A 21,503-nucleotide genomic window follows, 5' to 3' on the forward strand; every position below is an offset into this window, starting at 1 on the left:
GCGCCTCCTTCCTCGGAAAACATTCAAAAAAGGAACAGGAAGAACCCGCAAAGCTCTATGGCTCGCGGGTTCTGGTGTGACAGGAACAGTTATTGATTCCCTTGCCCAATTTGACTCTGGATGGAGTTCAATCTTCTCTTCTCCTCAGCAAACATTTCTTCTGCCAGCTCAACGCCCTGACCTCCCAGCGAACGTTCCGCTTGAAGCATGGCCTGCTCCGTATGCGCCAAACGGCGTTCAGCCTGCTCAATGGTCTGTTCGGTTGGATGTGACATGGCCTGGGAAACGGCAAAATGAAGTTTGTTCACTGCATTCTGCGCCTGAGATACATTCGTATCGGCTTGCAAACTGGAATCATAACGCTTCGGCATGAGTATTCCTCCTTGGGATCATGTTCCTGTTACCCCTTTAGGATGGTTGATGAGGTCCTGCCTTATTCTTCTTTGACATCATCATTTTATGAAAGTTAAGGCCGCGACTTGGTTTGAACATGATTTACACGAATTCGTAACCTTACACAGACTCCCTGCGTTAATTTTATAGATAGCTTTTTAGGAAGGAGATGATTGTTTGAAAAGCCTGCGGGTGCAACTCATTATGTTCACTGTATTACTGTTAGCCAGTGGCTGCTCCTCTCCAACGTATGAAATTACGGGTTACACAGACTCCTCCATTAATGAAGATATTCCTGTTCCGGAGAATGCAACACCATTAAGTGTTACGAGCAATTCGGCAAACCGTAATGTCAAAATAAGTGCAAAATATGAACTGAAACATATCGGAGGTGAACAAGGTCTCTATACGCCTACTGATTATTTTCAGAAATTACGCGAAGAAGGATGGAGTGAATTGGAGGAAAGCCGGATGGGGAATGTTCATTTTCTTCAAAAAGATGACACGGTTATTGCCATTGAAATAAATGAGAATACTTTTGAAATTCATGAAATGAAAAGAATGCTCCCAAATAATGCTCCCTAATTATTCTGAAAGCATTGAAGCATAACAAGTTCACTGCATACGAAAAAGAGAGGCATCAGCCTCTCCCTTTTATTTCGCGGGCGATTCCGGCCCACTCCATTCACAAAATATCACTTCACGAATTTTGCGACTTTCGCCAGCACTTCTTCTTCCGTCTGTGCACTGATGTACCGACCGTTAATAAATACAAAAGCACGCTTCGCACATGGACCGCAGTACGATTTGCATCCAATCTTGATCTCCGTTTCCGGAGCCAGTTTCTCCAGCTTGGGTACAATCGACTTCAGTCTGATATGATTACACTTTTCGCATACGCGGATATCGTTAGCCATGAGTTCCCCTTCTTCGCGGCCTTAGTGGTCGCCGTGGTTCCCTTTGGAAGGATTCGTGATAACAAACCCCTCTTGAGGAAGGTACAGGTAGTCAATTTTAACGCCATCCAGCAGCGGCTGATCGTTCTCAAGAATTACATCGATCTCTTTATCCGTGGATACCACAGTATCATTATCTTTAGGCGTGTCCAGATCCAGTCCGTAGTGAGCGTGATCACCGTGTGCATGCGTGATGACAACACGAAGTTTTTTTCCTTCGTTCTCAGGCTTGTCCAGTTCCAGTTTCAATACTTTCGCAGCATTGCGAGTAATTTTGCAGTTCATTTCGACTTCATCTCCTATATTGTAATTGCTGGTTCCAACAATTTCAGCATTTCTAAACTCCAGCATCTATTGTAAAGAAAGTTACTCCGCTTCGCAATAACATTGATGCAAAATCGGTGTTTAACGGTCCCGTTTTATCTCAATCTCGACTAGACACGAGACGGAAGTACCGGATATTTGCGCTCGGCACGACTAACAAACCAGTTCATGAGCAGCAAAGTGACACCGATATCATCGATAGGCATAAACGGCAGCACGTCGGGCAACACCCAATACAGCAGAACCGGGATGATGAACAGCAATTTTTCATGCAAAGGGATCTGCGGAGCCCGCAATAGGCGGGGCAGTCTCTTGAACACTTCGGCCCACCGTTTGAACGATAGCAGTCTTCTCCACTTCATATGAACCCCTCCATATTCTTCATGCGCCAGAAAAGGCACAGGATCGTATTCAACTTATTACCCGTTCAAGAGCAATATGATATCCAATAAAAAAGACGGGACGCCGTCACAGCGCCCGTTTCTTTTATACGAAGATGACCAGCAGAACGTTTCATCACTTGGACTCTGTCCCTGCATCCCCATCCGACAGCAGCTCAGCCAGGAGCATGCCCACTTCGACACAGATATCATCAAACTGTTCAACTGGCAATGGGTTAACCCCAAGCCCTACTTCAACCGTGAACCCAGGCTTCCGAAACTGCTGAATAAACCAGTCTTTGTATCCTGCATCACTTCCGCCTAGCTTGACTGCCTTGTAACCTGAGGCTCGGGCCAGCCTGCGCGATAAGGGTGCACTCTCTTTTGGCTCCAAATCGCGGTAGTTCCAATAGATCTCCTGCCCCTGACTGTGGAGGGAAACGACAGCAGCGAAGCTGTGATGTTCCGTCCACTGCGCAAGTGCCCATGCTTCCGGTTCAGATAAAGGGGCTGTTCCCGCGTAATCCCGGGGACCGGGTGATGTAATTCCTCTTCGCGCCGCCTCTTCTTCCCAGTGAGCCGGGAATTGATCGTTAAGATCCACTCCTCTAATATTGGCCTTCCAATGAGTAAAGTGTGTCCGTCCGGCATTCCACGCCAGCAGCTGCTTGGCGTGGGGATGTTCATTCACGACGCCTTCCTGAACGAGTTCAACCCCATCGGGGTTGACCATCGGCACAATCCACAACGTCGTTTCCCGCATCCATCGTTCCGTTTGAAACTGGTGCCATGGTGCGCGGACGCTGTACGCTTTCGCATAGTCTTCAATAAAACGCATGACCACCGCTGTTGTAAGCCATTCATTGGCATGCACGGAAGCATTGACGTGAATATGTCGCGCTCCCTCGCCAATTTTCAAGTAGGGTAAAGACTTCCCCATTACACTTGTACCGATTGAACCTGTGGTGATAAACGGGTATTGCTTCACAAGCTTAACAATATCCCGATTCATTTGACGATAACCGTATTCGCCCTGCAGCCTGACAATAGTTTTGCCATTTGAATCCGGAATATGAATACATCGCCCGCTCCAATCCGCAACGTTCGCAAACTCGGGATTAGCCTCGCGCAGCTCTTCTTCATTCAAATCAAAACGTTCCGCTATCAAACCCACGCTCTCCCCAGGCTGAACCGCATATCTTCGACCGGTCCCCGGTAGTATACGCAGCATCTGTCCAGCAAGCAAATAGGGTTGTGCTGCTGCTTCCGGGTTCAGGGCAGCCAGCAATTCTCTTGTCATATGATGTGCTGAGGCTACGCGGGATAAGGTGTCCCCTGACTGAACAATAATCCACTGAAGTTCCATGATGTCTCCTTTCCTTTCCCGGCAGGAGAACGCAATTCTCCCTGTCCTGTGCTCGTAATGGTTTCTACTCTAATATGTATGCGAACCCGGTTGTCCGTCATGTGACATCAATCACGCAAGCCGTCTCGATCACTATTCATACAAAAATAAAAATACCGGAGCCTGAAAGGCTCCGGTTGGCTTATGAGTGCTGCGGGTTAAGCTCTAACCTTAACTCATATATGAATGAATATAGCTAAGCTACGTCAATCGGGTAACCTGCCATACGACAGGTGTTTTCGAGATTTGCTCCCCCAGCCACTGGCGGGTAATATTCTGGAACATGCGCGGGTCTCCCGTACAGAAGAACTGGTGCACCGGTGTCTCATCCCCACTTGCCAGCTTTCGTTTATCATACAAAATCGTGCTGATTTCCCTCGCCGTCTCATCTGCCGAACTAATCAATTTCACTTCCTGTCCCATGACTTCCTGGATCGTTTCCATGAGAAATGGATAGTGGGTGCAACCCAAAATGAGACAATCAATTGGCTGTTGTTTGATCTGGACCAATGACTGCTCCACCGTAAGTGTTGTTTGTTCGGAACGAAATTCACCTTGCTCCACCAGAGGCACAAATGCAGGACAAGCCTGGCTAACGACATCAATATAGGGGGACAACTGCTTAAGTGCCGAAGTATATGCACCACTTCCTATCGTTCCCACTGTACCAATGACGCCAATGCGCCCTGTGCGAGTAGCTGTAATGGCAGCACGCGCCCCGGGGTGGATAACCCCAATAACTGGCACGTTCACCTTCGCCCGAATATAATCAAGCGCTGCTGCCGTAGCAGTATTACAGGCGATTACGATAACCTTCGGATCGAACTGGATCAAGAAATCAACGATTTGTTCCGTAAATTGTTTCACTTGTTCGGACGAACGGGGTCCGTACGGTGTCCGGGCAGTATCTCCAAAATAAATGATCTTTTCCCGCGGGAGCTGACGCATCACTTCCTTGGCAACGGTCAACCCCCCTACACCGGAGTCTAATATAGCGATAGCTTGCTGCACGAACACACCGCTTCCTTCTTCATTGAATTGGTTCTGATAACGATTCGGTTCCAGAGCTTTCTTCCTACCGTATGATTTTTCCGGCAAAAAGGTACCTACATCTTACCCGATTTCATCTCAGGGTTCAAATAAAACGCCGCATGCTGCGGCTTCTTGATCATTGACGCACACAACAAAGCAGGCTTTCCTCATTCTCCGAGGAAAGCCTGCTTATGCATGCCATTGCTTCAGATATTGTCCTTCGAATCATCCGCAGGCAGCTTCGCAACCACGTTAATGCCAGACGCTGTTCCATTGTTATCTATGGAAGTGTCTGCAGCCGAATCAGAATCGGTAATGACGGCAGACACACGCAATTCTTTCCCTTCTGCGCAATTCCGCCAGGACTGGATATCCTGAATCACAACGTCAGCCGTTTCTTTGACTTTGGATACGATCTGTGAGCTTTGCTCGCCGACCTTGACGGCCAACTCCTGCCCTTTTTCGGTTACCTGACGTGCACCCTCCGAAATGTCCTGACGCAGCTCACGACCGGATTTTGGCGCGAGCAGCAGAGCTGTCACAGAACCTACTACCGAACCGATCAATGCTCCCCACAACAAACCCTTGTTTGAATCCTTCACGTCGCATCTCTCCTTTTACCTTTGATGAAGTACCGAATAACAAGCAACTAATCTAGATGCTCATTGATCCGGGCGAATGCCTACTCTGTTGATGCAGTATAAGCAGCAAGGGCTTGACCTGACACTCCAGACGGCAAAAACTTTTTTAAACCCCTTATTGCTCATTCCGATTGTCAGTATTAATTATGTCGAGATGAATCGAGCGACTGAGCTGCATGTGCATCTCCGGGATCGAGGTCAATGACATAACGGCCTGGCGCAATTAGCGCAGCCTGATGTTCACAGCGCCAGCGTCTTCCTCCAGAAGATCCCAGCGTCTGCCCATCCTGCAGAACATCCCCCTGATCGAATATGTAATAGGCTGCTCCAAGTAAGGTCTGGGCAACCGTATCCGGATCCAATCCTGTAAAATGGCACTGCACATCAGGAACACCAAGTGCAGACAATCCAACCGTATCCATAACCAGTTCACGCTGTTCTTCCGTCCCGCCTGCCTGATACATGCGAACATTCATTGCTGCATAGAGATGTTCTTCCCGCTTCTGTGATTGAATGTAAGCTTCCGGCTCTACCAGCTTGTCACTGCCGTACCAGTACATCCCCTCGCAAGACAGAACCTCCATTACGGCCTGGAGCGTATTTTGGAATAATTCCAGACGCTGCTTGCGCGGCATGGCTGCAGAGAACATGTCATGTAGCCGGATGGAGTATCGTGCTGACTTCACTGCCTGTCCCGCTTCAGGCCAGTGCCACGCCTGCTGCACTGCGCCTCCGAAACGCGAACGATCCTGGATCCCGTGAACAGGGAGCATACAGGTCTGTGCAGGTATAGTCCCTTCCTCAAATGAAACCTGATGATCCAGATGGTAGAAAACAAGCATCTCTTGCTTATACTCTGAAGCATCGCCTTCCTCCGAATGCGTCCCTGCTTCATCCATCTTTTTCTGTGAGGGCTGTTGTTCGTTGATCTGCTTCACAGCCAGACGGACTTGTCCGGTATACCGGCTCAGGGCATCCTGTAACTGTATCCGATTAACCACAGGTTCCTCACGGAATAAGAGCTCCACCATGTATACGGGATGGAACCCGGAAGGAATTTCATTTGAATCCTTTTTATCTACTTCATCTTGTCTTTCGTTTTTCATGCTGCTTCCCCTCATTCCTTACTCTGTCCCTCGATCTGATTATGCTGGAACGGACCAAGTTCTTTCTCCACATAAACACTGACCTGCTCAGCAAACTGTTCCAGGATGTCCGGCACCTCCGTGCTCAGCGGATGCAATTCTGCACGCTCCCAGCTGAAGTAGTCCTGTACCAATGGCTTGCGCAGCGAGACAAGACGCCGGAGCACCTCATAAGTTGAAGCATCAAATACATGCTCTTCGTGATTAATCTGGATTATATCATCATAGCTGCTGGCGTCCCGCATAATGAAACCGTCGATCAGATAGCTGCCCACATCCGTTACAATCTCAATAGCCAGGTGTAGACAACGCTCCTGGACCAAACCCAGCATAAGACTGCCATCCCAGGCTTGTGATGCTCGGCGAAGCCCCTCGGCCACCTCCGGCACGGCAGCAAGCCTGCGGGCAATCTGTTCTCTGTTTACGTAATACAATGCGTTCACTTCCCGTTCAGTGAATTATCGGTTCCGTTTTCCTCTTCGCTTAAGCCAGAAAAGCATCACCGGACAAGCGATCAAAAATACGATAAAAATATATAAAAATTCCATTACGTCTCTTAAATCGCTCATGCCCAGTCTCCTTTAACAACTGCAGAATGAAATGATTGAATTAGATTTCATAGTCCACTGCGATCGACTGTTCTCTGACTTCGTTCATATACTTGATTACTTCCTGATGAAGCGGGTGAATCTGGTAGGCCTGAAGATCTTCCAGTGAAGCAAATTCTGCTGTAAGTGAAATGTCGAAGGATCTGTCCGAGCGAAGTACGTCCACACCCACTTCCAATGAGACCAGGACATCAATTTTGCCTTGCAAATTGCGAAGAACGTTCGCAGCTGCCTCAATGGTTTCCGGAGAACGATCTTTCATTTTAAAAAGAACAATATGTTTAATCATCGAACAAGCACCCCGTTTGCGTATATTAGTGGAAATGAATGAATTTTCGTGTAACCAAAATATATCATAACGTTACCTATTGCGAAAGGATACATGGAAACGTTCTCTAAATGTCAAAGGAAAGTTACTCCGAGCTGTTCTTTTCCGGTTTGTCTTGATCCGGTGAAGGGCTTGCCTCTTCTGACGGGCTTTTCGGATCAGCTTTGGGCGTTTGAACTTGCGGTTTAGACCACTCCCTGTCAGACAATTCCTCCTCTTTTTTCAGGACAGCAATAGCCTGTCTGAGCTTATTGGGTAGTGGAAGACCGATTCTCGCATAGTTTTCCGTAATGGAGATCAACTCGTTAACGAGGTAAAAATAGATGGCTCCTCCTTTGATGATATCTGTCCCCATCAGCAGATCAATACGGTGAGCAAGAAGGATAACGGTCAGCATCAACCCCTTGCGGGCAAGTCCCCAGAACCCGATGTTGCTATTCAACCCCGTACCTGACCTTACAGCTGCAGCGATACCTGTCACATAATCCACAGCCATGGTAATCACGAGCAGACTCAGTAATTCATCCCACACCCCAAAAGCAAACGTTACAAATGCTCCAGAAATTGCAGCAAAGGTATTTACGGCTGGACTCACGTTTTTCACCCCTCCCTCTGAATTGATCACTGTACAAGATATGTAAGAGTCATAGATTTTGACAGGCCTATCGCCCGGTTTAACCCGCGGATATTACTTTCGGATTTGTGCATGTTATCGCAGGAATATCACAACTGCCGCCCAATAATATTGGTGAATTTTAGGTAATAATCCGCATCAGATCAACAAAAAACAGAGAAAAGTAAAATAGTCCTATAAGTAATTCTAAAGACCTAATTTATTGATGCCAGAGTTCTTTTTGATCCCTGAAATTTAGTGAAACATTGTAATCTAGGAATATACTAGGAAGTGAATTGCGTATACCCTAGTCCATAATTCCTCCTTCATTGCTCACGTCAGTTTAAGCCCAAATCAAACCAGTGCACACGGCACTTGAAAGTACCCCGGTTCTTATTGTAGTATTTGGTTAAAAAAATCGGAGGAAATATGCCTAATCAACCAGAACAACATTCCATCCAGGCGTGGTCTCTGATCAACCGTAAATACTTGGGAAAAGGCGTCCGTGTTAAACGATTCCGAAAACCGACACGCTGTCAAATCCGTAACCGCGTTCTTCTAGCCGTGCTGATGGCCAATGATATCAAGTTGTCCCAGTTAGCCGAAGATCTATCCATCTCATCACGCAGCGTGAGCGCGTGGGTATATGAGGGGCGGATACCCGGCAGTACCAATTTGGACAAGGCGTGCCAACTGCTAGGCTACCCGCGTCACATCCTCTTCAATGAAGAAGTAGTGCGCAAAAGCCCGGTCATTTGTCAGCCCGAGCCTTCCCGTTTCATGAAGCGTACGGTGACCCGCTCTCCGGTTAGCAACCGTATTCTGACAGGCTTGTGTATGGTCCATGATTTGTCGGTGACAGATGTCAGCCACTGGATCGGGGTTCATCCCGGCACCTTCCGCAAATGGCTGCATCAGGGAACGCTGCCTTCTGCTGCGTTTCAGGAACAAGCGGAACAATTTTTCCGCATCCCGAAAACCATCTTGTTCGCAGATGTCATCCTGAAAGACCAACGCAACAACTAAATGAGCGAACAGACAAAAGGCTCTGTTCTTCCCATCCGGGAAGACAGAGCCTTTTTAAATGGACGTGATCTGTTGAACTGTTATTCGGCTATCCTTCCAATCCCTTCAACTGTAACGTTGATAAGAAACAACTCACTTAAAAAAAACTTGTTCCGACTAATGAATTATAATTCTTATAGTTGTACGTACAAAATATAGCAGCAAAAGTAATCATCCCAATCTCTCTATCTGATGGTATATCTCGGTTCATTTATCCAACGTTAAGGATTTCATTGATATATTTTAATCCTGTATACCGTTCTCTAAGTGTATGTGCTGTTGCAAAAGCATGCTCCACCATTTCGTGTGTTAACCCAAGCTGTTCGGTTGTCGTCGGACCTCCCACCTGCTCGAGCCATGCCACAAGTTGTGACGCATCAGGCAAAGTGCTGTACACCTCAAACACAGGTTCTTTGGACAAACGGGCGAGTTCCTTGTACCGGTCCAAAAGAAGCGCACAGGCTACACCCACCTTGGCTCCATGCAGAACAGGTTTGCGGCCCGCTACCATCAAATCCATCTCCCACCGATGCGAAATGTGGTGCTCACCACCGGATGCCGGACGGGAGTGATCGATAATCAACATGGAGGCCCCGGAAATAATTAGTGCATCCATTAATGCCGTTACCCCTTCGGATCTCCCTTCCGCAATGGCTTGCACGTTATCGATACAGGCGGTCAGCGCCTCTTCTGTCATGCGGTAAGCAACAGGACAGAACGGCTCCCCACCCAGTTCACGGGAGACAATCCAGTCTGCCAGAGAGGTATACTTGCCTAACATATCCCCAAATCCAGCTGCCGTCATTGCTTGAGGAGCTTGCTCAATTACGCTGATGTCCGCGAAAATGGCTTCAGGAGGAACAGCCTGAAAAGTCTGTTTGATGCCGCTTACAATGAGCGGCGCTCCTGCAGAAGTGAATCCATCAACCGATGCCGCTGTTGGCACAGACAGGAAGGGTTTGTTTATCTTGGCACATACAAATCTCACCAAATCGTGTATTGTTCCCGACCCGACGGCGATCATGGCCTGACTCATCGGTTTTACACCAAGCAGCACCTGTACGATGGCAGCCTCATCGGCAATGATATCTCCCGCACTGTTCTCCGGCATTCGAAACTCATCTGCAACAAGACCTGCATCCCGTAACCTTTTTACCACTTCGTATCCTGCTGCGGGTCCTGTCTGATCATCATAAACCACCGTAACTTCGTTGTACCCCAGGTCAGACAAGTATTCTGGCAACCGCCTGATCGCACCCTGTTCCAGAAACACTTGCATTTGTACCAATCGATGATCATGTCCACAGGTACACTGCTGCGCTTCCGCATTCCAAGCCGTAATTCGCTCGTTCATATTCATTTGATCGTAACCTCCCGTTTTTAGGTTCATGCATATTTGCACTGGAAAAGCCACACAATGAGTATAGGGAAAATTTCAATGATTTTCCTGATCACACTTTACTTCTTGTACCCCTATTTTGCAAATGTTTTAACAAACTCTCTGAAGCAGGTGATCCAATGCAGCTCGGCAAAGACACGGGCATTTCTCTCGGTTTCCTTGCAGGAACAACCTTGGGTAGCGGAATTGCTTTTTTGTTTCAATTTCGAGCGTATGAAGTGATTGGAAGTGTTACGTTTTTTGGTATAATTGGTGCATTGATCGGGCTATGGACAGCGGTAGTTTTGCGTCAGCGCCAGCAATCTGATCCAAAAACGTAAATTCACAAATAAGAGCCCCAGGCTCTTTTTTCGTTAAACATATAGTAAGAACAATAAAAAAAGGTTCGGAGTTTGCCAAAGCAAATCTCCGAACCTTTTTCTCTTCGATGCGGTCGAGAGGACTCGAACCTCCACGGGGGGTTAGCCCACACGGACCTGAACCGTGCGCGTCTGCCAATTCCGCCACGACCGCATAATATGTATCTTCTCATCGTTGATGAAAAGCATTCCGGCAAAGCAATTTCTCGTTTCACCGTAATTAAGAGTATACATGCTCTGGAAGAAGAATGCAATAACTTTTTATTATTCATATTTATAGGACATATGTCCTTTTTTCAAAAACAAAAACCTCCTATTGTTAGCTCTAAGCAACTGTCCTTCAAGGACAGGCAACCCTATGGATAGAAAGGATTATGAGCAAACTTATGAACATGACACCTGAAGTCATTGAAGAAGGAAAACGAAATATTCACTGGACAGAAATGCATATGCCCCTGCTCGCCGAATTAAAAGCCCGTTTTTCCGAAGAAAAGCCTTTTGCGGGGCTTACCATTGGAATCTGTATTCATGTAGAGCCCAAGACGGCCGTGTTATGCAGAACCCTTCAGGCTGGCGGAGCCCATGTTGTATTAACAGGAAGTCCAGGCACAACGAAGGACGCTGTCGCTGCTGCACTCATGGCAGAAGGCATTACCGTGTATGGGCAGCGTTCCGATGGACGCAGTCAGCATATGCACAATATTCATCGTGTGCTTCAACACCAACCACATCTTTTAATGGATAATGGAGCCGATCTGGCTCGCACCCTCCTTCAGCACTATGACTATAGCTCACTCATTGGGGGAACAGAAGAAACCACGACCGGGGCCAATCTGCTGCGTGAGGAAACAGGGCAGGAAATCTCATTCCCGATTATTGTAATTAACGACAGTCCCCTCAAACGGATCATGGAGAATGAACACGGTGTGGGACAGACCATTATTGAAGGGTTCATGCGCACCACGAATCTGATTTTGCCTACAAGGCGCTTCGTCATCGTAGGATACGGTACGTGCGGTCGCGGAATTGCCAGATATCTGCGCAATTTAGGCAGCCAAGTCATCGTGGTCGAAAATGATCCCATGGCGGGACTTGAAGCTGCTCTGGATGGATTCCGCGTAGCGAAGCTGGAAGACACGTTTACTTTTGCCCAGGTCTACATTACGGTTACAGGTCGCCCCAATGCCATTTCAATGGCAGATTTCAGTCAGATGAACGATGGTACGATTCTTGCCAACGCTGGACATTTCTCCTGGGAAATGGATCTGGACCGTCTTCGGCAGGAAGCCGAACATATAGAACGTCTAACAGCAGATATCGAGCAGTTTACCCTCACGAATGGCCGTAGACTCATGCTGCTTACCGAAGGTGAGATGCTTAATCTCGCGGGAGGAAGCGGAAATCCTGCAGAGACGATGGATCTTGGCTTGTCCCTTCAGGCTGCTTCCCTGCTCTACCTCGTCCAACAGCGCCAGCATCTGGTGAATGGACCACAGCCTGTCCCTCATATCGTCAATACGGAGATTGCAAGCCAGATGCTGTACCATTTGAGCGAGAAACCTGTGTAATTCCCTGGAAATGTTACTACAAACCATGAAGGAGAACTGCTTATGACACAAACAAAACTTTGCTTTATCGGTGCCGGATTCCATGCAACCACCAATATTTATCCTTCCGCTATTGAAGCGGGGGCTACCATTCAAGCCATATCCACTCGCAGTATCGAGCGTTCTCAGGCCGCTCTGCTGCGATACGGCAGCACGGGAACAGCCTATGATGATGTGAGCCAAATGCTGCAAAACGAAGATTGTGACGGTGTTGTTGTGGTAGCACAACCTCAGGATCAAACGTCTCTCGCCCTCGAATGCATCAAGGCTGGCAAAAATGTCTATGTGGATAAACCACTGGGTTGGACCGCCACCGAAGCTGCTGAAATCGCCAATGCAGCCGAGAAGGCTGGTGTGGTATTAATGGTGGGATTCATGAAGCGTTATGCCCCTGTTTATCTGAAACTGAAAGAACGGATTGATGACGGCTCGATGGGCAGAGCACGTTCATTTCAAATGAAGTTTGCGGTGGACAGCACGCCCTTCTGCAAGGATGAAGAACAGTTCATGAAACTGGCAGCCATCCACATGGTAGATCTGATGCGTTTTCTTTTCGGAGAAGTACAGCATGTGACGGGTACCACGATCAAGGATGGAGAACATATCAACCAGAGCATTTCCCTGAAATTCAATAACGGTGTAGTGGGCAGCGCCTACTTCGCAGGCATGAGTGCTTGGTCACGCGAGAGCGAAAGTCTGCTGGTCACATTCGATCATGGTTTTGTATCAGCAGATGAAATTAATACACTTACCGTTCACCACTCCCGCACTTCGGACAGCCTCCCTTGGAAGTCTCTTGAAGAGCAGGATACGGTCTTCACTCCTTCCGGGTCTCCCATGTCTGGCGCCTACCGTGATCTCTATCTGCGTGGATTTGTAGGCGAGATGACACACTTCATGGCATGTTGTCACAACAAGGCACTTCCGCATTCGAGTGGCAAGGATAACATTGGAACGATGGCCCTGTGCGACACCATATTAGCTGCGCTGGTCTGACATATAACCGTTACAGAAAGCACTGAATGTCATACTGCTGATTATTCCCATGGCTGTTAGCGATCGTGAAGTACACGCAGGCAAAGGACTATGGAACCTCAATGGAGGTTATGAATACATTCTCGTCATCCTTGGCTCATTGGTCGGGGTGGGACTGGCTGGTGCCCGGGGCCTACTCACTTGAAGCCTGGATGTAAGTTTTTCAACCTGACTTGTTTGTTTACCATTCATCTTCGCAAGCCCGTTGTTTCGCATGACGAAACCGGGTTTTTTGTTGTTTTCCACAACTTAACTCATTCGGCACCAGGGTTTATAATCCGAATCAGACATGATATGCTTTGAAGAGATTATACACGCATTTTGGGTACGTAGTACTTAAATTGATACTATACACAATCGCTTACGGAGGTGCAGATATATGAAAAAAATCTCAACAGAGGCATGTCCGAAACCCTATGGCTGCGCCGTAGAAGTTACACTTAGTGTCATTGGGGGCAAATGGAAAGGAGCCATTCTGTATCACTTGTTTTCGGGTTCCTTGCGATTCAACGAACTCAGAAAGTTATTTCCGGACATTACACAGCGAATGCTCACCTTGCAATTAAGAGAATTGGAGAGCAGTGGGATTGTACACCGGGAAATTTACCCTCAAGTACCTCCCAAAGTGGAATACTCGCTTACTCCCTTCGGAGAAACCCTGCGTCCAATCATCTACAGCATGCGTGACTGGGGTGAGACATATACAAATGAAGTTCAGGCCAAGTCACAGGAAGTGTAATGACGAAAAAGCTGGCCCCTTTCACAAGGGATCAGCTTTTTTTGTGTAATGCGTAGATGATGATAACCATTTGTCTGTTACTTTTCAACGGTCTGAATGGTAACAGTACGGTTACGCCCTTCTTCCTTCGCCTGGTACAGCGCATTGTCCGCCAGATGAAACAGTTCCGTTGCTGAGGATGAATGCAGCGGATATTCGGCAATGCCTGCCGAAATCGTTACCAAGCGATCCACCGGCATGACACTTGCCTCAACCGAAACGCGAATATACTCGGCGATCTGATAGGCGGTTTCAGACTCGGTGTGCCGAAGCAGGACCACAAATTCTTCCCCGCCAAAGCGGGAACTTACATCCTGCGGACGAACGGCTAACTTGATCAGACCCGCAATATGTTTAAGAACTTCATCTCCAGCGTGATGCCCGTAAGTGTCGTTAATGGATTTGAACCGGTCAATATCAATGACAATAATCGAAAATGGTGTCTGTTCATCAATCCATTGCTGAATGACTTCTTCAAACGTCCTACGATTCGTCATTCCTGTTAACACATCGGTTCTGGCGTCATAGGTGAGCTGATCCGTTTGTTTGCGAAAATTCGCCAACGCACCCAAAACCGTACGGGTCAGCAAGTCCGCTTCCCGGTTCCAATGCGGCTTCATCGTGGGCAGGTCCACCTTCCCCTGATCCACCTGATTGACGAGGTCGGCCAGATACACAAAAGGACTCGCCAGCTTACGTGCCACGCGAATGACAATCAGGGTCAGGATGAGAAAGGGAACTGAAGTGTACAACAATAACATGCGGATATGCTCATTCAACTGATCGTACACGGTCTGGGTAGGAGATACAACAACCACACCCCAATCGGTAGCTGGCACTTTCTGATACCCGGCAAGGGAGTCTACGCCCGCCAGATTTTTGTATTGTTCCTTACCTGTTTGATTATCGAGCAATTTCTGCACGATTTCATTTTTACTGATATTCTCGCCAATTCGTTTGGTATCTGGATGAAATAAAAGTGTACCCTTGGCATCGACAATAAAAAAATATGAGCCATTACTCGTCTTCAATTGACTTCCAAATGATAGGTTCAAGATATTATTTTCCTGCAAAAAAATATTCCCGCCAATCGTCCCCTTGAACACTCCCTCAGCATCAAAGACGGGTTCACTTACAAACACAATTCTGCGCTTCGAAAGTGGCGATTGATAGGCTTCTGAAATATAGGAGGCTCTCGATTCAAAAGCTTTTTTTGCAGCATTAGAGCTTATCTGCATTCCAATGTTTTTATTAGAATAAGGTGATGTGCTGCGAATAACTCCTTTGTCGTCCACCAAAGTGATTGAATTAAAAAAATTACTGCTGCTGCGAATCAATTCCAGTGTCGAATCCAATTTTTCCGTATCCGAATAGTCCATTTGCGGAAAATAATCTGCGGCATATTTCAAGCTGTTTTGCATGGACTGGAATAGCGAATCCAGTGTCTGACTCATTTGCGCCGCGCTTGAATAGTTGAGAGATAAGGTTTTATCAATAAGTGACTGCTTCTGAGATGTATAGGATGAAATAAACATGATGGTTAATGTCATCAGCACCGAAATGGAGACTAGTCCACTGAGCAGGGCGGTAAGGCTGATTTTCTTGATGTTTCTAGCTTGTCCCCGCAATCTGGATGCTTTGTTCTCTGCGATCATTAGTGCTTCCCCCGGATTTTCATGAAAAGGCATATTCCTTCTATTCTAAACGAAAGGTATTATAAATGTATGAATTTTGTGTGAATTTTTTACATTTTCTTCAATTAACATTGATAATTCCATGCCAAATATAAAATAAGGCGTTTGCCTTCTCCAACTGACTCAAAGTTCATCCACGATGATATAACCTTCTCCAGGCTCCTGCTCCACGAAGCCAGCCATGAACCTCGATTGGAAATCAATGGGCGCGTTGCTGCCCACCAGGATGCGATTTTGGATCTCTTCCTGCGTTTCTGTGGGCAGTGCAAAAGCACGTGTATAAGCAAACTGTTCCGCCAGCGTTGCATATATGGCGTTTACCAGTCTGTCATTGCCCGTACGCCCGAAAACATTCAATAGTATGCTTCCTCCAGTCCGCAGCTTGTCCTGAACCATGGCAAAAAAAGATTTGGAGGTAAACTGCATGGGTGTCCCCGTTGCAGTAAAGGCATCGACAATAATATAATCATACATTCCGGATGGTTCCTGCTGCAGCAGCTCCCGACCATCTCCCACCATGACCTCACTGCCTTTATAACCAAATAAAGTTTTGCTTAGTTCAACCACTTCTTCGTCCAGCTCGGCAATCTTAACAAGGCGGTTCGACAGGTAAGTCGACAGGGTACCGATTCCATGCCCCACCACAAAAACAGTTTCGTATTCAGAATTATTCCGTTCCATCAGATGAACCATCGCTCTTGGGTATTCAAGCAGCATTCGTGAAGGCTGATCCAGATCCATAGCCCCTTGAACTGCCTCATTCGAAAACTCCAAAACCCTGAAACGCCCCTTCTCCCCATAAAGCTTGGTTGTGTCATATACGGTTAACGCATGCTGTTCACTCATATTACGATATAAAACCTTCACCAACCGTTCTCCTCTCATTCCAATCCACTACTCATAAATATACTATTTTTCATTATACCAACTCTTTAGAGCCATACTCCATTAAAATGACAAAAAAACCATTCCCGGTTACCCGGAAACGGTCTATAATCAGCGCCTGAGATCAACCCAGATATAAAATCTTTTTCCAATCTGTCTGCAAACTATTGGGATTATTAGCCGTTGCTCCGTGCAATCAAGATTCTATGGCCTCATGCAGGGCTTTGACATACTCCACACCCAGATTGGAGAGAGAGGTACTTTTGTGGCTGATCCAGCCCACATTGATCGTCTCCTCGCATTCCAATGGAACAGGGATAATCTCATTTCCATTCAAGTCTGCACTGAGAACACCTGTTGAGATCGTGTAACCGTTCAGACCAATGAGCAAATTAAACAATGTTGCCCGGTCATTGACCTGGATGCTCTTGGGATGGGATAACGTACTCAGAATCTCTTCGGAAAAATGAAATGAATTGTATTCCCCCTGGTCAAATGACAGATAAGGATAATCCTGAAGCTGCTCAATCGCTACGGATTCTTGCTTAGCCAGCGGGTTTTTTACGCTGATGAAAATATGCGGTTTAGCCGTGAACAGGCTAGTGAACACCAATCCAGCATCTTTTAACAATTTGTTAATTACCTTGGCATTGAACTCGTTCAAATACAGGATCCCGATTTCACTTCGCAGGCTCTTTACATCCTGGATAATTTCATAGGTCTTGGTCTCCCGCAGAGCCAGCTCGTATTCATCTTGTCCATACTGCTGCACCAGACGTACAAAGGCATTAACTGCAAACGCATAATGCTGGGTTGAAACCGAGAAATGCTGCGGAGAGGGCTTGGCATTCAGATAACGATTCTCCAGCAGTTCAGCCTGTTCTACTACCTGACGGGCATAACTGAGGAACTCCACCCCTTCTTTGGATAACGAAATCCCCTTATTTGTACGTTCAAAAATGGTAATACGCATCTCCTGTTCCAAATCGCGAATGGCGTTCGACAGGCTGGGCTGAGAAATAAATAGCCGTTTGGCTGCTTCATTCATGGAGCCACGTGTGGCAACTTCGATCACATACTTTAATTGTTGCAGAGTCAACGTGTTATTCCTCTTTTCGTATAATTGGTTCTATTATATACCAAAAGAGTCTCTGCCTTAAGCCAGACTTGCAGTTGGTCTGACGACAATTTCATTAACATCCACCTCAGCTGGTTGGCTGATGGCATACAAGATGCTCTGGGCGATGGCTGATGCCGGGATGGATACACGCCGATAATCTTTCATCAGCTCACGCGCTTCTGTATCTGAGATGGTCTCGGCCAGTTCCGATTCGGTCACCCCAGGGGAAATGAGGGTTACCCGGATATCTCCACCCACTTCCTGACGCAGACCCTCCGTGATCGCACGGACCGCATATTTGGTTGCGCAATATACGGATGCCGTTGGTGAAACGGTATAAGCACCAATGGAGGCCAGATTGATGAATTGGCCACCACTCTGTTTTCTCATCACTGGCAAGCCGGCCGCAATCCCGTGCAGCACTCCCCGAACATTGACATCGATCATCCGATTCCATTCGTCTACTTTTAACGCTTCAAGAGGGGAAAGAGGCATCACGCCGGCATTGTTAATAACAACATCCAGACGCCCGAAGCGCGTAAGCGCCAAATCCACAATACTCTGCATCTCCTCCAGCCGGGTAACATCCAGTGCCTGAAACTCCACAGAACCCCCCTCTGAACGAATCGAGGAAGCCAGTGCCTGCAAACGGTCCACACGTCTTGCCCCAATGACCACATGCGCTCCTTGCTGTGCCAACAAACGGGCCGTAGCCTCCCCAATTCCACTGCTCGCTCCCGTAATGACAGCAACTTTTCCTTTAATATTAAACATGTAAAATCCTCTCCTTCATCATTGGTTATCGTTTATTTCCTGTACAAAATCATGCCTGCATGATACAAAATACCGTTTACGAAGTCTCCATCCGCTGTAAATCCGGTATCGTCCACATATTCAATATGGTCTCCTTCGACCACATAACTCCCTTGATATGCACTTTGCCTTTGACCTCTGGCCTCATCATATCGCCCGTTTGGGAGCAGCTCGTGCCGGATATAGCCGTCCTTTGTCACCCACATGCCAACATAAGGGTGATTATCCTCCTGTCTGCTAACTGATGGATTGTGTTCCATCTTCCTGCCTCCTCTCTGTTCTACATAAGCTTCAATTGCTTATCCTCATTATGGAGGAGATTACAACCTAGCCGATAGAAGAATCCAGCAGTAATCTTGCCTATTCCTCCAGGACATTCTAGAATAACAGAAGAAGATTCACGAAAGGAGGATGTATATTCCATGCTTTCATCATTAGAGACGGATAACCATGTCACACGGCAGCAGCAGGAAATAGCTCATCTTATCGGGCGTTTCACTCCAAACGACGGGATTCATCCCACAGCAATTCCATCGCTTTCTTTGATCCGTGCCTCGGAGATTTCAGAGCCCATATATTCCGTTCACCAACCTGCTCTCTGCATTGTCGCTCAAGGGTCCAAAATGGTTATACTCGGCCGGGAAAGCTACACCTACGACCTGACACAATATTTGGTAGCTTCCGTAAACTTGCCTATTTCAGGACAGGTTGTTCAGGCTTCAGCTGAAAAGCCCTATTTATGTATGCGTCTTGATTTTGACTCTGGACAGATTTTCGATCTAATACAGGATGCTGCTTCTGTACAATCCAAACCCGACAATGCAACGCAGCGAGGATTATTTGTCAGTGCCACCAAGCTTCCGCTTCTCGAGGCGGCGGTTCGATTGATTCGACTGCTCGACACACCTGATGACATTCCTGTTCTTGCTCCCCTGTTCATCCGTGAGATGCTATATCGAATTATTCAGGATGAACACGGACATTCCATTAAACAGTTTGCGGTTCAAAACAGTCATGCCCAGCACATTGCCAAGGTGATTGAAGTCATCCAATCCGAATATGACAAACCCCTGCGGGTTGAGCAACTTGCGGACATGATCAATATGAGTTCTTCCTCCCTTCATCATCATTTCAAAGCCATTACCACCATGAGCCCTATACAATTCCAGAAACAGATCCGATTGCAGGAAGCCAGACGCATGCTGATTGCGGGTACGACCGATGCAGCCAATGCGGCATTTCAGGTTGGATATGAGAGCCCTTCCCAATTCAGCAGGGAATATGCCCGAATGTATGGCCTGCCCCCAAAAAGCGATATCAAACGCCTTCGTCATGCTCTGCAAATGGATTGTTAAAAATAATTAAAAAACCCACGTCTTCAAGACGAGGGTTTTCGAGTTCAACGGAACGTGGTATCAAAGGAACATTTTCTTTTTTTCAAATACCGACATCTGGTTCTCTCCGGTTATAAGACACTCATCCGGATACATGCTCCGCTTGTCCAGCTTCTCATCAATAAAATCGACCACCTGCTGCAGCGAGGCAATCTGGCTCTCTATTTTCAAGCGATGATTCACCAGCATCTCACGCTCTTCTGGAAAGTCCTCAAGATCCGAATCCATCGACATATGCAAGTATGGTTTCATCTCCTCTAGAGACATGCCTGTCTTCTTCAGACAGCTAATGAGCTTCATGGTTCGAATATCCCCTTGCCGATATACACGGTGCCTATTGGCCTTCCGATCCGCCCGGGGCAGAAGCCCAATCTTCTCATAATAACGAATGGTATCTTCCGATAACCCAGCCTTTTCCGCTGTTTCCTTGATGGAATACAGTTCATTATTACTCATCCGCATCAGCCTCCTTCATTCTCCCTGCCTCCATCTTACAACTTGGAGTCAGCTCCAAGTCAAGATCGGTTTATTCGAAATCAAATCTACATTTCTATTCAAATCGATGCCATCCAAACGCTTGACTTGGAGTCGGCTCCAAATTATAGAATGAGCACAACATACAGATTCGTTCTGTAATTCCCATCCTTTGGAGGTATCTATGAATACACAATACAAGCTTCGCACCGCTCTAATTACTGGCTCAACCTCAGGAATCGGTCTTGAACTGACCCGCATGTTATTGGTTGAAGGATGGCAGGTCATCGGCCTCAACCGCTCACCTTTTCCAGCAGAGCAAGGCGATATCCAAAATGCATTACGTTCAGGTCAGCTTCGCTTGGTTCAGGCTAATCTGACCAACTATAACAGCTTAAGAATTGCATTAGAGCATATTAAACGCCAAACCGATTCGATCGATGTCCTGTTTAATAATGCAGGAGGTAGTGGTAAAGAGCTACGTTTTTCTGACCAAGGGCATGAAATGCACTTTGAACTCCAAACCATCGTTCCTTATATCATTTATATGGAATTATATGATCTTTTGCGCAAAAGCACCCACAAAACCGTTGTTAATACATCAACAAGTGCGTTCAACATGGTAAGGCAGTTCGATTTGAATATTCTGGAACGTCCGACCGAATTTAAGAAGCTGTTTGGTCCATATGCCACTTCGAAGCTCGGTCTTTCCTTATGGACACGCGAAGCTGCTGATGCTGCCAAGACAGATGGTATTCGTCTTCTAAGCGTAGACCCTGGAGGAAACAATACTTTACGCGGCAACAAAAAATCCGGTCTGCCCTTTTACATCAAGCCCATCATGAAACTGTTCTTTCCTCATCCAAGTCACGGTGCTTCCTTGCTGTATAATGCTGCATTTTCACAGACCATTCATAAATCAGGCACATTCCTGATTAAAAATAAACCGACTGAACTCCGTTTTAAAGATCAAGGCCCCTTCATTTTGAAGAAAATCCATGAAATTTATGAGCACCAGTTTTTGATGACAACCCGTTAAATTATAAATAGACGTG

At 46.9% G+C, this 21,503-nt stretch carries 26 protein-coding genes, 1 tRNA gene and 1 pseudogene; 9 read left to right on the forward strand and 19 right to left on the reverse strand.

Annotated features, from left to right (window positions below; genetic code table 11):
• Positions 1-89: 89 nt before the first annotated feature.
• Positions 90-371: a hypothetical protein gene (locus tag AB3N00_RS08500; protein ID WP_413034146.1), complete on the reverse strand. Its 282-nt coding sequence runs from the start codon at positions 369-371 to the stop codon at positions 90-92.
• A 199-nt stretch (positions 372-570) separates the two neighbouring features.
• Here AB3N00_RS08500 and AB3N00_RS08505 point away from each other — a divergent pair, with 199 nt between their 5' ends.
• A complete protein-coding gene (locus AB3N00_RS08505) occupies positions 571-978 on the forward strand; it encodes a hypothetical protein (protein WP_413034147.1) in 408 nt (135 codons plus the stop codon).
• Between the two features lie 110 nt (positions 979-1,088).
• Here AB3N00_RS08505 and AB3N00_RS08510 read toward each other — a convergent pair whose 3' ends face one another.
• The 10 genes and pseudogenes from AB3N00_RS08510 to AB3N00_RS08555 form a co-directional block, all read right to left on the reverse strand.
• Positions 1,089-1,310 carry a DUF1450 domain-containing protein gene (locus AB3N00_RS08510; RefSeq protein WP_413034148.1) on the reverse strand — a complete coding sequence of 74 codons (222 nt, stop codon included), beginning with the start codon at positions 1,308-1,310 and terminating at the stop codon, positions 1,089-1,091.
• Positions 1,311-1,331: 21 nt separating this feature from the next.
• Positions 1,332-1,634: an iron-sulfur cluster assembly accessory protein gene (locus tag AB3N00_RS08515; RefSeq protein WP_175399711.1), complete on the reverse strand. Its 303-nt coding sequence runs from the start codon at positions 1,632-1,634 to the stop codon at positions 1,332-1,334.
• A gap of 149 nt (positions 1,635-1,783) precedes the next feature.
• The gene (locus AB3N00_RS08520) at positions 1,784-2,035 is read right to left on the reverse strand and encodes a hypothetical protein (protein WP_413034149.1); all 252 of its coding nucleotides are present in this window, start codon (positions 2,033-2,035) and stop codon (positions 1,784-1,786) included.
• A 154-nt stretch (positions 2,036-2,189) separates the two neighbouring features.
• A complete protein-coding gene (locus AB3N00_RS08525) occupies positions 2,190-3,419 on the reverse strand; it encodes a M14 family metallopeptidase (protein ID WP_413034150.1) in 1,230 nt (409 codons plus the stop codon).
• Between the two features lie 240 nt (positions 3,420-3,659).
• Positions 3,660-4,469: a glutamate racemase gene (racE, locus tag AB3N00_RS08530; RefSeq protein ID WP_413035228.1), complete on the reverse strand. Its 810-nt coding sequence runs from the start codon at positions 4,467-4,469 to the stop codon at positions 3,660-3,662.
• A gap of 227 nt (positions 4,470-4,696) precedes the next feature.
• Positions 4,697-5,092 carry a YtxH domain-containing protein gene (locus AB3N00_RS08535; RefSeq protein ID WP_413034151.1) on the reverse strand — a complete coding sequence of 132 codons (396 nt, stop codon included), beginning with the start codon at positions 5,090-5,092 and terminating at the stop codon, positions 4,697-4,699.
• 179 nt (positions 5,093-5,271) lie between these two features.
• The gene (locus tag AB3N00_RS08540; protein WP_413034152.1) at positions 5,272-6,237 is read right to left on the reverse strand and encodes a DUF4261 domain-containing protein; all 966 of its coding nucleotides are present in this window, start codon (positions 6,235-6,237) and stop codon (positions 5,272-5,274) included.
• An 11-nt stretch (positions 6,238-6,248) separates the two neighbouring features.
• Positions 6,249-6,710 (reverse strand): DUF86 domain-containing protein, encoded by a 462-nt coding sequence (locus AB3N00_RS08545; RefSeq protein ID WP_413034153.1) that lies wholly within the window; start codon positions 6,708-6,710, stop codon positions 6,249-6,251.
• Between the two features lie 175 nt (positions 6,711-6,885).
• Entirely contained in the window at positions 6,886-7,173 is a 288-nt protein-coding gene (locus AB3N00_RS08550) for a Dabb family protein (RefSeq protein ID WP_413034154.1), read from the reverse strand.
• A 250-nt stretch (positions 7,174-7,423) separates the two neighbouring features.
• Positions 7,424-7,807, reverse strand: a pseudogene (locus AB3N00_RS08555) (holin family protein); the annotation flags it as partial.
• A 447-nt stretch (positions 7,808-8,254) separates the two neighbouring features.
• Here AB3N00_RS08555 and AB3N00_RS08560 point away from each other — a divergent pair.
• On the forward strand, positions 8,255-8,851 hold the full coding sequence (locus tag AB3N00_RS08560; protein ID WP_413034155.1) for a helix-turn-helix domain-containing protein: 597 nt from the start codon (positions 8,255-8,257) through the stop codon (positions 8,849-8,851).
• Positions 8,852-9,101: 250 nt separating this feature from the next.
• On the opposite strand, the gene AB3N00_RS08565 is transcribed toward AB3N00_RS08560, so the two are convergent.
• Positions 9,102-10,250: a sn-glycerol-1-phosphate dehydrogenase gene (locus AB3N00_RS08565; protein WP_413034156.1), complete on the reverse strand. Its 1,149-nt coding sequence runs from the start codon at positions 10,248-10,250 to the stop codon at positions 9,102-9,104.
• A gap of 158 nt (positions 10,251-10,408) precedes the next feature.
• On the opposite strand from AB3N00_RS08565, the gene AB3N00_RS08570 reads away from it, so the two are divergent.
• The gene (locus AB3N00_RS08570) at positions 10,409-10,609 is read left to right on the forward strand and encodes a hypothetical protein (protein ID WP_413034157.1); all 201 of its coding nucleotides are present in this window, start codon (positions 10,409-10,411) and stop codon (positions 10,607-10,609) included.
• A 108-nt stretch (positions 10,610-10,717) separates the two neighbouring features.
• Here the strand turns inward: AB3N00_RS08570 and AB3N00_RS08575 are convergent.
• A tRNA-Leu gene (locus AB3N00_RS08575) sits at positions 10,718-10,802 on the reverse strand.
• 220 nt (positions 10,803-11,022) lie between these two features.
• Here AB3N00_RS08575 and AB3N00_RS08580 point away from each other — a divergent pair.
• The 4 genes from AB3N00_RS08580 to AB3N00_RS08595 all read left to right on the forward strand — a co-directional run bounded on the left by AB3N00_RS08580 (position 11,023) and on the right by AB3N00_RS08595 (position 14,029).
• Positions 11,023-12,216, forward strand: coding sequence for an adenosylhomocysteinase (locus AB3N00_RS08580; protein WP_413034158.1), 1,194 nt, complete (start codon positions 11,023-11,025; stop codon positions 12,214-12,216).
• Positions 12,217-12,258: 42 nt separating this feature from the next.
• Positions 12,259-13,251: a Gfo/Idh/MocA family protein gene (locus AB3N00_RS08585; RefSeq protein WP_413034159.1), complete on the forward strand. Its 993-nt coding sequence runs from the start codon at positions 12,259-12,261 to the stop codon at positions 13,249-13,251.
• A gap of 49 nt (positions 13,252-13,300) precedes the next feature.
• Positions 13,301-13,435, forward strand: a complete 135-nt coding sequence (locus AB3N00_RS08590; protein ID WP_413034160.1) for a hypothetical protein — start codon at positions 13,301-13,303, stop codon at positions 13,433-13,435.
• Positions 13,436-13,669: 234 nt separating this feature from the next.
• Positions 13,670-14,029 (forward strand): winged helix-turn-helix transcriptional regulator, encoded by a 360-nt coding sequence (locus AB3N00_RS08595; protein ID WP_413034161.1) that lies wholly within the window; start codon positions 13,670-13,672, stop codon positions 14,027-14,029.
• A 77-nt stretch (positions 14,030-14,106) separates the two neighbouring features.
• Here the strand turns inward: AB3N00_RS08595 and AB3N00_RS08600 are convergent, their stop codons facing one another.
• From AB3N00_RS08600 to AB3N00_RS08620, 5 genes are all read right to left on the reverse strand, one after another.
• Positions 14,107-15,723, reverse strand: a complete 1,617-nt coding sequence (locus AB3N00_RS08600; RefSeq protein ID WP_413034162.1) for a diguanylate cyclase — start codon at positions 15,721-15,723, stop codon at positions 14,107-14,109.
• 162 nt (positions 15,724-15,885) lie between these two features.
• Complete coding sequence (locus tag AB3N00_RS08605; RefSeq protein WP_413034163.1) at positions 15,886-16,608, reverse strand: spermidine synthase; 723 nt, start codon at positions 16,606-16,608, stop codon at positions 15,886-15,888.
• A 235-nt stretch (positions 16,609-16,843) separates the two neighbouring features.
• Positions 16,844-17,746 (reverse strand): LysR family transcriptional regulator, encoded by a 903-nt coding sequence (locus AB3N00_RS08610; RefSeq protein ID WP_175399694.1) that lies wholly within the window; start codon positions 17,744-17,746, stop codon positions 16,844-16,846.
• A gap of 57 nt (positions 17,747-17,803) precedes the next feature.
• Positions 17,804-18,541 carry an SDR family oxidoreductase gene (locus tag AB3N00_RS08615; protein WP_413034164.1) on the reverse strand — a complete coding sequence of 246 codons (738 nt, stop codon included), beginning with the start codon at positions 18,539-18,541 and terminating at the stop codon, positions 17,804-17,806.
• Positions 18,542-18,573: 32 nt separating this feature from the next.
• Entirely contained in the window at positions 18,574-18,840 is a 267-nt protein-coding gene (locus AB3N00_RS08620) for an Atu4866 domain-containing protein (protein WP_413034165.1), read from the reverse strand.
• Between the two features lie 162 nt (positions 18,841-19,002).
• Between AB3N00_RS08620 and AB3N00_RS08625 the strand changes: the two genes are divergently transcribed.
• Positions 19,003-19,935 (forward strand): AraC family transcriptional regulator, encoded by a 933-nt coding sequence (locus AB3N00_RS08625; RefSeq protein WP_413034166.1) that lies wholly within the window; start codon positions 19,003-19,005, stop codon positions 19,933-19,935.
• A gap of 60 nt (positions 19,936-19,995) precedes the next feature.
• Here AB3N00_RS08625 and AB3N00_RS08630 read toward each other — a convergent pair whose 3' ends face one another.
• Positions 19,996-20,430 carry a MerR family transcriptional regulator gene (locus AB3N00_RS08630; RefSeq protein WP_413034167.1) on the reverse strand — a complete coding sequence of 145 codons (435 nt, stop codon included), beginning with the start codon at positions 20,428-20,430 and terminating at the stop codon, positions 19,996-19,998.
• Positions 20,431-20,632: 202 nt separating this feature from the next.
• Between AB3N00_RS08630 and AB3N00_RS08635 the strand changes: the two genes are divergently transcribed.
• On the forward strand, positions 20,633-21,487 hold the full coding sequence (locus AB3N00_RS08635) for an SDR family NAD(P)-dependent oxidoreductase (protein ID WP_413034168.1): 855 nt from the start codon (positions 20,633-20,635) through the stop codon (positions 21,485-21,487).
• The last annotated feature ends 16 nt before the right edge of the window (positions 21,488-21,503 follow it).

Origin of the sequence: Paenibacillus xylanilyticus, assembly GCF_047246825.1 — a bacterium.
In the GTDB taxonomy this organism is placed as follows: Bacteria; Bacillota; Bacilli; order Paenibacillales; family Paenibacillaceae; genus Paenibacillus; species Paenibacillus xylanilyticus_B.